This is a genomic window from Merdimmobilis hominis, assembly GCF_016901855.1.
GTDB lineage: Bacteria > Bacillota > Clostridia > Oscillospirales > Ruminococcaceae > Paludihabitans.
The window spans coordinates 147,769-160,584 of sequence record NZ_JACJKY010000001.1 but is presented as its reverse complement, the minus strand read 5'-3'; the positions used below and the strand labels follow the sequence as shown (position 1 = coordinate 160,584).

13 protein-coding genes are annotated in these 12,816 nt (G+C 46.4%); 3 read left to right on the top strand and 10 right to left on the bottom strand.

What is annotated here, in order from left to right:
• Window positions 1-42 precede the first annotated feature (42 nt).
• The 7 genes from H6A12_RS00885 to yunB form a co-directional block, all read right to left on the bottom strand.
• Window positions 43-255 carry a DUF3006 domain-containing protein gene (locus tag H6A12_RS00885; protein WP_204443777.1) on the bottom strand — a complete coding sequence of 71 codons (213 nt, stop codon included), beginning with the start codon at window positions 253-255 and terminating at the stop codon, window positions 43-45.
• The gene (locus H6A12_RS00880) at window positions 252-1,241 is read right to left on the bottom strand and encodes a ComEC/Rec2 family competence protein (RefSeq protein WP_204443775.1); all 990 of its coding nucleotides are present in this window, start codon (window positions 1,239-1,241) and stop codon (window positions 252-254) included. Before H6A12_RS00880 ends, H6A12_RS00885 begins: the two co-directional genes overlap by 4 nt.
• Complete coding sequence (locus tag H6A12_RS00875) at window positions 1,193-3,103, bottom strand: YgiQ family radical SAM protein (RefSeq protein ID WP_204443772.1); 1,911 nt, start codon at window positions 3,101-3,103, stop codon at window positions 1,193-1,195. The genes H6A12_RS00880 and H6A12_RS00875 overlap by 49 nt, the downstream gene beginning before the upstream one ends.
• On the bottom strand, window positions 3,078-5,633 hold the full coding sequence (locus H6A12_RS00870) for a DNA translocase FtsK (protein ID WP_204443770.1): 2,556 nt from the start codon (window positions 5,631-5,633) through the stop codon (window positions 3,078-3,080). Before H6A12_RS00870 ends, H6A12_RS00875 begins: the two co-directional genes overlap by 26 nt.
• Before the next feature lie 33 nt (window positions 5,634-5,666).
• Window positions 5,667-5,873: a YlzJ-like family protein gene (locus H6A12_RS00865; RefSeq protein WP_204443768.1), complete on the bottom strand. Its 207-nt coding sequence runs from the start codon at window positions 5,871-5,873 to the stop codon at window positions 5,667-5,669.
• Window positions 5,854-6,573, bottom strand: coding sequence for an ATP-dependent Clp protease proteolytic subunit (locus H6A12_RS00860; RefSeq protein ID WP_204443766.1), 720 nt, complete (start codon window positions 6,571-6,573; stop codon window positions 5,854-5,856). The genes H6A12_RS00865 and H6A12_RS00860 overlap by 20 nt, the downstream gene beginning before the upstream one ends.
• Window positions 6,574-6,695: 122 nt before the next feature.
• Window positions 6,696-7,334 carry a sporulation protein YunB gene (yunB, locus tag H6A12_RS00855; RefSeq protein ID WP_204443764.1) on the bottom strand — a complete coding sequence of 213 codons (639 nt, stop codon included), beginning with the start codon at window positions 7,332-7,334 and terminating at the stop codon, window positions 6,696-6,698.
• A 132-nt stretch (window positions 7,335-7,466) separates the two neighbouring features.
• Between yunB and pyrB the strand changes: the two genes are divergently transcribed.
• Window positions 7,467-8,537 (top strand): aspartate carbamoyltransferase, encoded by a 1,071-nt coding sequence (gene pyrB, locus H6A12_RS00850; RefSeq protein WP_204443757.1) that lies wholly within the window; start codon window positions 7,467-7,469, stop codon window positions 8,535-8,537.
• Window positions 8,538-8,994: 457 nt separating this feature from the next.
• Here the strand turns inward: pyrB and H6A12_RS13560 are convergent, their stop codons facing one another.
• The 3 genes from H6A12_RS13560 to H6A12_RS00835 all read right to left on the bottom strand — a co-directional run bounded on the left by H6A12_RS13560 (window position 8,995) and on the right by H6A12_RS00835 (window position 11,249).
• Window positions 8,995-9,678, bottom strand: coding sequence for a hypothetical protein (locus H6A12_RS13560; protein ID WP_275955273.1), 684 nt, complete (start codon window positions 9,676-9,678; stop codon window positions 8,995-8,997).
• 99 nt (window positions 9,679-9,777) lie between these two features.
• Window positions 9,778-10,977, bottom strand: coding sequence for a sporulation protein YqfD (locus H6A12_RS00840; protein WP_204443753.1), 1,200 nt, complete (start codon window positions 10,975-10,977; stop codon window positions 9,778-9,780).
• The gene (locus H6A12_RS00835) at window positions 10,974-11,249 is read right to left on the bottom strand and encodes a YabP/YqfC family sporulation protein (protein WP_204443751.1); all 276 of its coding nucleotides are present in this window, start codon (window positions 11,247-11,249) and stop codon (window positions 10,974-10,976) included. Before H6A12_RS00835 ends, H6A12_RS00840 begins: the two co-directional genes overlap by 4 nt.
• A 79-nt stretch (window positions 11,250-11,328) precedes the next feature.
• On the opposite strand from H6A12_RS00835, the gene H6A12_RS00830 reads away from it, so the two are divergent.
• Together H6A12_RS00830 and H6A12_RS00825 are read left to right on the top strand one after the other, a co-directional pair.
• Complete coding sequence (locus tag H6A12_RS00830; RefSeq protein ID WP_204443749.1) at window positions 11,329-12,432, top strand: hypothetical protein; 1,104 nt, start codon at window positions 11,329-11,331, stop codon at window positions 12,430-12,432.
• Window positions 12,429-12,644 carry a hypothetical protein gene (locus H6A12_RS00825; RefSeq protein WP_204443740.1) on the top strand — a complete coding sequence of 72 codons (216 nt, stop codon included), beginning with the start codon at window positions 12,429-12,431 and terminating at the stop codon, window positions 12,642-12,644. Before H6A12_RS00830 ends, H6A12_RS00825 begins: the two co-directional genes overlap by 4 nt.
• Window positions 12,645-12,816: the final 172 nt, after the last annotated feature.

The window sequence follows — 12,816 nt, the reverse complement described above, 5'->3', positions numbered from 1 at the left end:
TCATATGGTAAAATAAAAGGCAGGCACTTTTGTGCCTGCCTTTTATTTTAATAGAGAATGAAGCAGTGCGGCGTTTTCGTCGCGCTTTTTTTGTGTGATCATTTCGTCGTAAACAAATTCATTTCCCGTTTTTGTATACCAATTCCCCTCTTTTGCGTACGGGACAAAAGCGGATACCGGAAACGTTATTTGTCCGCCTGATTCTGTTTCACACACCGCAGTCATTTCTTCAATTCGATCAATCCCAACAATCATCCGCTCACCTGCTTTTGCGTTGATACATCCAGTGCGCCGTCTTTTGCGGAAAGCACGATATGACCGTATAAATCGGTACGATAAAAGGCTGCACCATAGGAAGAAACGCGTTCGATGATTTCTTCATGCGGATGACCGTATTCATTTGCTTCACCGCATTCTGCAATACAAATTCTTGGACCGACTGCCTGCAAAAAAGCGTCACTTGTCGAAGTGGAGCTTCCGTGATGACCAAGTTTTAAAACGTCTGCGGAAACAGAAGCACCGGAAGCCAGCAGATCACGTTCTGCATCCGCTTCCATATCACCGGTCAGCAATACAGACAGCTCACCATAGTCAAACCGCGCAACCAAAGAAGTGTTATTCAGTTCATCATAGTTCGCAACCGGTCCCAGTACGGTAAGTTTGCCGTTTCCAAAGCGATATTCTTCTAAAACTTTCGATTGTTTCAGTGTAATGTTCTTTTCCTTTACAGCTGTCAGCAGATCTGTATAGGTCTTTGTGGTCGGAACAACCGAGGATTTTAGCGGCGGCATCAGCACTTCTTTGACGGAAATTCCTTGAATGACCGTATCCAGTCCGCCGATATGATCGGAATGCGGATGCGTTGCAATCATCAAATCAATTTTCTGTACACCAATGTCATCCAAATACGCAAGGATATCGTCCCCTTTATCGTTTTCACCGGCATCGATTAAAATTGCATGACCGTCTGAAAGAATCAGTGTGCAGTCGCCCTGTCCGACATCAATAAAATGCACGGAAAAATCTGCATTTGGATCAAACGAAACCGGTGGCTTTTGATTCGTCACCTGTTTGGTCCACTGTACGACCATTGCATCAAATTTTGCAAATAATCCAAGCGACAGCCATTCATCGACTGCCCGCAGTGCAAAAAACGAAACAAAGATCGCTGTCAGTACGATTGCAGAAGTGCTTATCGTTTTGTTCTTTTTGTATTTTTTGTACGTCTTTCGTTTTGCCATGAGGTCCTCCGTTTGTTTTGCGCTGTGTCCATGCGTTTGTTTGCACTGCGCACCGGCAGATCCGGAATCAAACAACCCGGACGATTTCCAATCAGATCACGCCGGTTTGCCAAAATCAATGCTTTTCGTACAATTTCCCGGTTTTCCGGCTTGTAATACTGTAAAAGTGCACGCTGCATTGCCTTTTCTTCAGGCGTTTTGGGCACAAATACGCTTTCCCCGCTGATCGGGTCAATTCCTGTATGATACATGCAAGTGGAAACCGTTCCGGGCGTCGGATAAAAGTCCTGTACCTGATCCGGATGAATGCCGGCTTCTTTTAAAAAGAGCGCCAGTTCAATCGCATCATTCAGTGTACTGCCCGGATGCGATGACATCAAATACGGAACGAGATATTGTTCTTTTCCGATTTTTGCGGTCTCTTCGCGGTATTTTTTCAAGAAAATGTGGTAGGCTTCAATATGCGGTTTTCCCATTTTATCGAGTACATTGGCGCTGCAATGCTCAGGTGCAACACGAAGCTGGCCGCTGACATGATAACGAACAAGTTCTTTAAAGAATGTATCATCTGGATCAGACAGCATATAGTCATACCGGATTCCCGAGCGGATGAACACCTTTTTGATTCCTTTGATTTCACGGAGTTTACGCAGCAGAGAAACATAATCACTGTGATCGGCAAGCAGATTTTTACACGGTCGCGGTGCTAAGCATTTTTTCTCTTTGCAAAGTCCGTGTTCCTTTTGCATGGCACAGGAAGGCTGTCTGAAATTCGCAGTCGGACCGCCGACATCACTGATATAGCCTTTAAAATGCGGATTTTTGGTCATTTCCTGCGCTTCCCGCACGACGGATTCATGCGTACGGCAAGTGACCTTACGACCTTGATGAAATGCGATAGAACAGAAATTGCATGCACCAAAACAACCACGGTTATGCGTGATCGAAAACTCAACTTCTTTGATGGCAGGCACACCGCCCTCCGATTCGTAGGAAGGATGATATGTCCGCATATAGGGAAGTTCATAGATCCGATCAAGTTCTTCGCCATTAAGCGCTGTCATCGGCGGATTCTGCACAAGCATTTTTTTGCCGTGCCGCTGTATGATCGTTTTACCGCGCACTTCGTCCTGCTCGGCCATTTGGATTTTAGCGGCTTTTGCATATAGCTTTTTATCGCGGCAGACTGCATCAAAATCAGGACATTGTGCAGATGTAAACGGTGTATTGACCGGATCGGTCAGATAGCAGGTGCCGCGGATATCGGTCATGGTATCCACTGATTCGCCGGATGCCAGCCGATGCACAATTTCGATTGTCTGCTTTTCTCCCATGCCGTATACAAGCAGATCAGCGGTTGTCGAACATAAAATCGACGGATGTACCGCATCGTCCCAGTAATCATAATGTGCAAACCGGCGCAGAGAAGCTTCCAATCCGCCGATAATGATCGGGATATCCGGATACGCTTCCCGAATCAGCTTGCAGTACACCGTAAGCGCACGATCCGGACGGCGTCCGGCTTTTCCGCCGGCAGTGTAGGCGTCATCGCTTCGTTTCCGTTTGGCAACTGTGTAGTGCGCAACCATCGAGTCGATGTTTCCCGAAGAAACCATAAACGCATATTTCGGTCTTCCAAGTTTTTGCATATCGTTTGCATTGCGGAAACCGGGCTGCGCTAAAATACCAACCGAAAAGCCCTCTGCTTCAATCACGCGAGAAATGATGGCTGTTCCGAATGTCGGATGATCGACGTAGCTGTCCCCTGTGACACAGATAAAATCAAGCTGTTCGATGCCGCGCTTACGCATATCACTTTTTGAGATCGGCAAAAAATCATTCTGTTTTGGTTTGCTTGTCATGATTCATCCTCATTTCAATCCACTGCTGTCTGGAAATCAGCACAGTTCGCGGTTTACTTCCTTCAAACGGGCCGATGATTCCCTGCTCTTCCATTTCGTCTACAAGGCGCGCCGCACGTGCATATCCAACTTTCAGTTTTCGCTGCAAATAGGATGTGGATGCCTGTCCGGCTTCCACCACACATTCAACTGCATCGTCAAACAGCTCGTCCTGATCCGAGAATCCACCGCCGGAAGCGCCGTCACTGCTCGTTTTTTCAGCAACCGCCTGTTTTTCGATTTCTTCCATAATCTGATTGTCATATTCCGCAGATTCTTTGTTCTTAATAAAGTTTACAACCTGCTCGACTTCCTTGTCGCTCACATAACAGCCCTGCACACGCAGCGGTTTCGGCATCCCGACCGGTGCATACAGCATGTCACCGCGTCCGAGCAGTTTTTCTGCACCGCCCGAATCAAGAATGGTACGCGAGTCGATCTGCGAAGAAACGGCAAACGCAATCCGCGACGGTACGTTTGCTTTAATCAAACCGGTCACGACATCGACAGATGGACGTTGTGTTGCAATAATCAAATGCATGCCGGCCGCACGCGCCATCTGTGCCAGACGGCAGATCGCATCTTCGACTTCTTTCGGTGCTGCCATCATCAAATCGGACAGCTCGTCGATGATAATGACAATCTGCGGCATCGGCGAAAGATCCTCGCGGTCTTTGGCAAGTGCATTGAAACTCTTTAAGTCACGGACGTTATTCTCAGCAAACTGATTGTATCGTTTGAGCATCTCCGTCACCGCCCAGCCGAGCGCGCCTGCCGCTTTTCTGGGATCTGTCACGACCGGGACGAGCAGATGCGGAATACCGTTATAGATACCAAGCTCAACCACCTTCGGATCAATCATCAGAAAACGGACTTCCGACGGTGAGGCTTTGTATAACAAACTGATAATGATAGAGTTAATACAGACCGATTTACCCGAACCGGTAGAGCCTGCAATCAGCATATGCGGCATTTTAGCGATGTCTGCAATAACGCAGTTGCCGGCAATATCGCGGCCAAGTCCTACGGAAAGCTTGCTTTTGGCTGATTCAAATTCACTTGTATCGATCAGTTCCCGCATGGTAACGATATCGACTTGACGGTTCGGCACTTCAATGCCGACTGCCGGTTTTCCGGGAATCGGCGCTTCAATACGCACACCTGACGCTGCCAAATTCAGTGCAATATCATCGGCAAGTCCTGTGATTTTGCTGATTTTGACGCCGGAACTCGGCTGAAGCTCATAACGTGTGACCGTTGGGCCTCTGCTGATATGGACAATTTTCGTCTGTACACCGAAACTTTTTAACGTATCAACCAGAAGCTGACCGTTCACGGCCTGTTCGTTGCTCACATCACGGTTTTGGCCGCCTTGCGGTGCTTTGAGCAGTCCCACCGGCGGATACACATAGCGGCTTAACTGATTGTTTTCGTCCGTATAAAGTCTTGTCTGGTCATCTTCTTTTCCGCTTGCATCTGCTTTATCCTGCGGCGATTCCTCAGCAGACGCGAGCGCCTGTTCCACAAGAACTTCCGCTTCCTTTTTGATGTTCGGATCGATCGAAAATGCCGTATTCTGCGGCTCTTTTTGTGTTTCCAGAATAATTTGCGGTTCTTTTGCAGGATCTTTGGCTGATTTTGCTTCTTTCGCAGTCTTTTTCTCAAGCTCAAGCAATTCCTGAAGCGTTGGCTTCGGCGCAGAAACTGGATGCTGCGGCATATTATCGAGACTCACATCCACATTAAACCGCGGACCGTTTCGTTCTTCCTCTTCCAAAAGTTCTTGTTCCTCGCGGCGGGCGACATACGATTCTTCCATCTTTTTCACTGGTTTTGCCATGGAACGGAACAATCCGATCAGTGTCGCACCTGTTAAAAGCATCAAAAATGCAAACAGTGCCAACAGCAGAATGATCACAGCGCCAACCTGTCCGCATGCAAGATACAGCGGCCATCCGATCAAGGCACTGAGCAGTCCGCCGCCCGAAAGCATGGTGCCGTCTGTATAGAGGCCCAGCAGAATTTGAACGATGGAATCGCCGTAAAACGGTGACGACTGCACCACTTCGATCAGTCCGCAGAGAAATACCGTCAGTGCGAGCGTCTGCCAGACTTTGTTATGTATTTCGCCGGTCAGCTTATCGAGTGTTGTCATCACTGCAATATAGACCAGCGAAACAGGAATAATCAAAACGGTGGCACCGCCCATGCCAAAGAGAAAATCATGAATCCAACGCCAGACATTCATGCCCGGCACAACCATCAGCGCAAACAAAAGAACTCCTGCAGTGAACAAAAGTACTGCGGACATTTGCCGTTTGCTTTTTCTGTGTTTTTCATATGAAGATTTATAATTCACCTGCTCTGGCGCAGTTTTGCGTGCAGTTGACTTTTTGGTCTTCGATTTTGCCGCGGAACCGGCGGATGTTTTTTTCTTCGTACTGCTTGATGCTGTACGTTTTTTCGATGTTGTCGTTTTCTTCTGTGGCATAAGATGTCAATCCTTTATGTGATAAAATCCAATTTATAGTTTCTGCGGCGGGTGAATGGTCTGTCCGGGAAGAAATGTTCCATGAAGATATTCGTTTAAATCTGTGGTAATCAGCCGGCAGACAGTAAATCCGGCGGAATCTTCCGTTCCTTCTAATAACAAGCTGCCGCATCGAATTGTTTTTCGTGCAGGTGCAGGGGAAAAAAAGAGATCTGCTTCATCAATCACGGTGTAAAGCATTTTGCCTTTCCTCCTGCTCGTCGATCATTTCGTATAAACAGGACACCGCATCATGGAGGCCGCCGAGCCGGTCGATCAGGCCTTCGCTCACAGCATCTTCGCCGTTTAACACAGTTCCGACATCCATCACCAGTTCTCCGGTCGTCATCATCAGTTCGCGAAACCGATCCGCTGTAATCGAGGCGTTTTCCACCACAAATCGAACAATCCGATCCTGCATTTTTTCAAAATACGAAAGCGTCTGCGGAACACCGAGCACCAATCCTGTCATACGCACCGGATGAATCGTCATTGTTGCAGACGGCACAATGAATGACCGTTTTGCACTGACTGCCAATGGCACGCCGATGGAATGTCCGCCACCCAGTACGATCGATACGGTCGGTTTTGACATCCCCGCCACAAGCTCTGCAATCGCCAGACCGGCTTCCACATCGCCGCCTACGGTATTGATGAGGATAATCAGTCCTTTGATCTGGGGATCTTGTTCGATTGCAACAAGCTGCGGCATTACATGCTCGTATTTTGTTGTTTTGTTCTGCGACGGAAGAATATAGTGTCCTTCAATTTGACCGATGATTGTCAGACAATGAATCACATGACGACCGTATGTTGTAATCGAGCCGGTGTGAATAATCGCATCCATATCAGAGGTACTCTCTTGGGTGTTTTCCGTGCATTCTTGTTGTTCTTCATCCATAAAATCTGCGCCCTCTTTCCACATGCTTTTTTCTCTCATAAAGTATTGCCGAAAGAGCGAACAGTTATACAGATGTTCTTTTTCATTATACCATTCTCTAAAGAAACGGTCAAACCGTTTCTTCATGCAGAAAGCGACAGCATTTGATCCGGAACTTCACCAACCAAAACAGTTTGCGCAATCAAAAATTCCTGTGTAATCGGAAATGATGCAGAGAAAAACGGAACAAACGTTTCAATGGCAGCTGTCAGCACAATGGAAATGGTGTGTTCCGTCTGGTTAATGCCGGCGCTTTTGAATGCACTTTGATATTCTGCATGTACAACGCCGTATACAGCGGTGTGCAGCTCGACATTCGGCCCGCGCTGCGAAAAAAGCGTCATGCCAAGCAGTGTACCGAGCGGAATTTCTACTGCGGCATCTGCACCGGTCAGCGCTTTTGTCACCTCCTGCTCCATCAAAGTTTTCATTTGGTTCAGCCGTGAGGTATTCAGTGAAATCGAAAGAATCCGTCCGTCATTGCCGTATGTGACATTCGAGAGCTTTTCGTATGTATAATCCGGATTTTCTAAAAACGGAAGAATCGCATTGCTTATCGACAGTGTTGCAGCACGTTTTCCCTGATAAGACAGTGTGCGTTTTACCGCTTCTCCGAATACCAGTTCGGTGGTCGCAACAATCAGCGCAACAACCAGCAGAAATCGGATCAAATAAAAAATCCACTGTTTTTTTCGTGTGCGCTTCAATTTTGTATACTGCATGCACAGTTCCTCCTTTCGCATTTTATATTATATGCAAACCGTATCGATTTGGGTCATCGCTTTTGTAAGAATTGCCCGTTGCAGTTTTCGTCGAAAATTGGTACAATAAATAAGAAAGATTGGAGGCAGAATATGAGAAAAAATCATGTGATTGATTTAAACGATCTCTCAAAGGAACAATGGGAACACGTCGTTGCGCTTGCAACAAGAATCAGCAAAGACCCGCAGGCGTATTCCTCGTACTGTGAGAATAAAATTCTTGCAACGCTCTTTTTTGAACCATCCACCAGAACACAAATGTCTTTTCAAACGGCAATGCTGCGCTTGGGCGGAAGCGTAATCGGCTTCGATAATCCGATGAACAGCTCGGTTTCAAAAGGTGAAACACTGGCTGATACAATCCATATCGTCAGCGGATATGCAGACATTATTGCGATGCGCCATCCGGTGGAGGGTGCTGCGCTTGCAGGTGCACAATATTCCCGCTGTCCGGTCATCAATGCCGGTGACGGCGGCCACCTTCACCCGACCCAGACACTGACCGATCTTGTTACACTGTCGAACGAACGCGGCAGCCTTGACAATATGACTATCGGTTTCTGCGGTGACCTTAAAAACGGCAGAACGGTTCACTCACTCATTAAAGCACTCTGTCATTATCCGAACACAACCTTCGTTTTGATCTCCACAAATGAACTCACGCTGCCGATTCGGTTTAAAGAAATTATCGAAGCAAGCGGCTGTTCTTACCGCGAAGTATACTCACTTGAAGAAGTGATCGGTTCTCTTGATGTACTGTACATGACACGTATTCAAAAAGAACGTTTTGCAAGCGAAGAACTGTATGAACAGCAGAAAAACGTCTATGTGCTTGATCAGAAAAAATTGGATTTGGCACGTCCTGACTTAAAAATTCTTCATCCGCTGCCGCGTGTGGACGAAATCACCATGGAAGTGGACAAAGATCCGCGTGCGCTGTATTTCAAACAGGCAAGATACGGCGTGTATGCACGTATGGCGCTGATCATCACGCTGCTTGAATCTCAGTCAAATGATCCGATCCTGCACGGAAAAGAAACTGTACATTGCTGCAAAAACCCGAACTGTGTCACAAATATCGAAACATATTTGAAAAACACAACGATTTCTTCGGGCACAACAGAATTTTGCGAATATTGCGATGCACCGATCGAACTGAATTAACAAATATAAAAACCGGAAAAAACCTGCGAAGATATTATTCTTCGCAGGTTTTTTTGATGAGAAAATCAGTTGGAGAAAAGAAATTTGAATTTGATTTCATGTACGCTCTCTTTTCAGAGAGCGAAAGAACCAAGCTTCAGCATCCACAGCAGCATCGTCTATAACAGCAGCATCCGCAGCAGCACCCGCAACATCTGTGCGAATGATTGTTTGCGGCGCGGCGGAAACATTCGTTTGCCTGTATCATACACGATTCAAATGTTTCTTCTGAATCATTTGTATTCTGTGCATCACATCCGCATGATGCAAACATTGTTTGTGAAGATTCAGCAATCTGTGCTTCACATGCTTCGCTTGTGTTCCAAATGTTTTGACAACAATTCATGATTTTCATTCCTCCAAAAGAACTTCCGTTTCATTGTATGCACACAGCTTCTTGCGCGTTACAGGATATCTTTTACTCTGTCGGCATCATACCGCCCGGTACCACCATGCAGTTTAATGTCATCATTGTGCCAGGGATTGCATTTTCATAATGTCCCAGATTGCGCAGTTCAAGCTGTGATCTGGACGGCTTTCCTGCAACCTTAAAATAACCTGCATTTTCAGCATACACGACCTGACCCTGCGCAAATCCTGAAGAATCCTCAACCGGAACAATCACAGAATCATTTACTGCGGGCATCATTGCAAATCCGGTTGTTCGCGTGACTGCGCTGATTCCAGCGGCACCAGCCGGACCGGTTGCACCTGTTGCACCGGTCGGACCCGTCGGGCCCGTTACACCTGTCGCACCAGTCGGACCTGTCGGTCCCGTTACGCCTGTTGCACCGGTCGGACCTGTCGGTCCCGTTACGCCTGTTACACCAGCAGGACCCGTGGCTCCGGTTGCACCTGTTGCACCGGTCGGACCTGTCGGTCCCGTTACGCCTGTTACACCAGTCGGACCTGTCGGTCCCGTTACTCCTGTTGCACCGGTCGGACCTGTCGGTCCTGTTACGCCGGTTGCACCTGTTGCGCCGGTTACACCCACACAGGTACAGGTACAGCTGCAAGTAGGACACGGCGGACAGCAATCGTAACAATTGCACGTAGAACAGTCAATCCGGTTTGTCTTCATGCATTCAAAAAAGTTGTTCATGATCAAATCCCTCTTTTTTAAAATAGTGCATCTTTTCATTCGTTTGTTTTCCGATTCATTCCATTATATGAATTGCATTTCCTTTGTGTGCGCACTGCACTATTCAGCGGGAATCTCCGGTTTCGGCTGGCGTTCAACGACCGTTTTTCTTGCAATATCGGTTTCCGCGACATAAGAAACTGTCATCTCCAGAAATTGGTCTGTCTGATGCATCCGGCTTTCCCTTTCAATGATCGCAAAATCCTGATACTCTGTGGCTTCCAGCTGACGAAATTGATTTTCAAGAATTTCCTGTGCCCGCTTTATCAGATCGTCATCCTGCGGATGTAACACATACGGCTGATATATCAGTGTATCGATCCCAAACGGAAACTCTCTGCCAAACAGTATAAGCGGCTGTTCTTCCCATGCAGTATCGGACATGCCTTCGGGCTTTTGTGCAAATGAGAGCGGGATGCGCAAGTCAAACAGACGCAAATGCGGTACTTTGATCGATTGTTCCGTATATTCTTTAGAAAGCTGCTGCAAATCAATGCGAAGTGTTCGCTCAAACCACACCTCGGCGATAATTTTTGCTTTTGCGTGAGTTAAAATTTCTTCGTTATTTTTTGTGTAGTAATGTCCGTGAACGAGAATTTCTCCTTTTTCGACGGTATGTCCTGCGGACGTTGCTGCACTCCCGGCGTACAGTTCCATCTCACGAATGACACCGTCGTATGCGGCACGAATGTCACACGGTTCATCCTGATCTTCAATATCTGCAATTCGCCGCTCAGCAACGACAACTTCCAATCGGCATCCGTGCGGATTGACTGTCATCCAACTCAGCGAAGGCAGCTTTAAAAGCACCTGTTCGCGTACCATTTTAAAATCGGTTCCGGGAATAAATGTGAATGTATCGATTCCGACTTCATTTAAAACCGTTCGAATCGCTTCATCGGTGACTTGCTGATTTCCCTCGATATCAATCCGAAACACAAAGCACTGCGAAAGATATAGTCCTGACACTGCGGCAAGAACAGCTGCCACCAATACAGCGCGCCAACGATGTTTTTTTATGAAAAAATAGCCGCCGGATTCACTGATTTTTTGAATCGGAACATTGCATACTTTGGCGCACTCCAAAACACGCACAAATGCTTTTGGTCCGCACTGTGCACGAAATCCGGTGACGGTTGGTGTAATGCTGTAAATTGAAATACCCTTTTTGGCACAGGCTGCAATCAAGCGCTGTGAAAGCGCACTTTCTGCCTCAAATGTTACGCTTCCTCTGAGATAACGCAGCAGCTTAATGATCATTTGCGCGTACTCCTTTCACATTCCAATGACTGAATCTCTCCTGAAAAAATCAAACAGTCGTCTGAAAGTGATGTCAGAACAAAGTGATTCCCAAACAACGAAAGTTCTCCGGAGATTGTAAGAAGACGTACGAGATCTTCTGAAAACGTCAATATATCCAAAACGCCTTCGATTTGCACCGTGCGAAAACCGAGAAGCTCTATCACCGTATTTGATTCAGCCGCTTGCTTCGTTGAATCAATCAGCCGCTTCATTGCCTGTTTTTTTCCCATATGGCATCCCCTTTCTGCTCAAATCAATATATTCATTCTCGTTTATGCATATACATCAAGCAGAAAGAAGGCGCTGCTTATGATAAAACGAACGATTCGATTTTTAATTCTCGCTGGAATTGGATATTTGAGCTGCTTTTTGGCGTTGTTTTTTTCTGCGGAGTTATCAGAAGGCATTCGAAACGGTGTCGCACTGTGCATTGACCTTGTCATTCCGAGCACATTTTTGTTTTTAATTCTTTCGCAGCTGTTGCTGGACACATCATTTTCATTTGCGATGGCACGTCCGTTTTCTTTGTTGGCAGGATTGTTCCGGATTCCAAAACCTGCTGTGCGCATCTTTTTATTGAGTTTGATCGGCGGGTATCCGGTTGGCGCGACACTTTTGGCACAAGAAGCAAAACGCCGAACGATCTGCGAGAAAACGGCTTCCCGAATGCTTTGTTTCTGCACAAATTGCAGTCCTTCTTTTTTGATTACAGGCATTGGTACGATTATTTTTGGAAATACGTCGATCGGCGTACTGATTTGGATTTGCGAAACGATTTCGTGTGTCTGTCTGGCATTTGCTTCGCGCTTTTTTATAAAGTCGGAATCGGGTTTTTCCACCGGAATGCGAACATCTTTGCCGTTTTCCCGCGTGCTCATCCAAAGCGTTCACCGTTCCATTACCGCAATGGCAAGTATTTGCGCATTCGTTCTGCTGTTTTCTGCAATATCGCCCATTCTGCTGTCTTTTTTCGAGCAGGTTGGTTTTTCACAGTCTTTTTGTGCAGCAATCTGCGGAATGATCGAAGTCAGCAACGGGTGCAGACTGATTGATGAACATTTATTCCGTGATCCGCTGGCTGCCGCAGCGCTGTTTTCTTCATTCGGCGGTATCTGTGTGTTGGTTCAAATTGCTGCTGTTTTAAAAGGAACAAACATTTCCATTTGGCCGCTTCTTTGGTCGAGATTGTTTCATTGCGGAATGAGTATATGCTTGTTAAAGCTTCTTGCACCGTTATTTTTTAGCGGCAGTGAAGAGGTGTTTTCCCGTTCGCTTACCGAAGCCGCATCGATTGCATCGTCACCCACAGCTTTTATCGTCCTGATATTTCTTGCAATCATGTTGTTGTTTTTTACAGAAAAACCTGCTACAATGAAATTATCAAAAAAGAAAACAAGGAAGTCGTTGTCATGAAATGTGCGCTGTTTGGAAAAAGCATTTCTCCTGCTTGTCAATATTGTGAATTGGGACGCTTGTCTGCCGACGGCGAAACCGTTTTATGTGTACATCGCGGTGTTTGTCCGCCCTATGAATCGTGTCATAAGTTTTCATATGATCCGTTAAAGCGCATTCCGAAACCGGCACGTGCACTTGAACTCTACGATACACAGGAATTTTCTTTGTGATAAATGTTTATGTGCCGCAAAAACAAACGAGCTTGTCTTATCTATTTCTGCTGAAAAATAAAAAGCAATCAGAAAACAGTTGTTTTTTGATTGCTTTTTTTCATTGATATCGTATATAATGATACTGGAAGAAAAGAAACATAAAAGAGGAAAACACAAAAAAGGAGTGTTG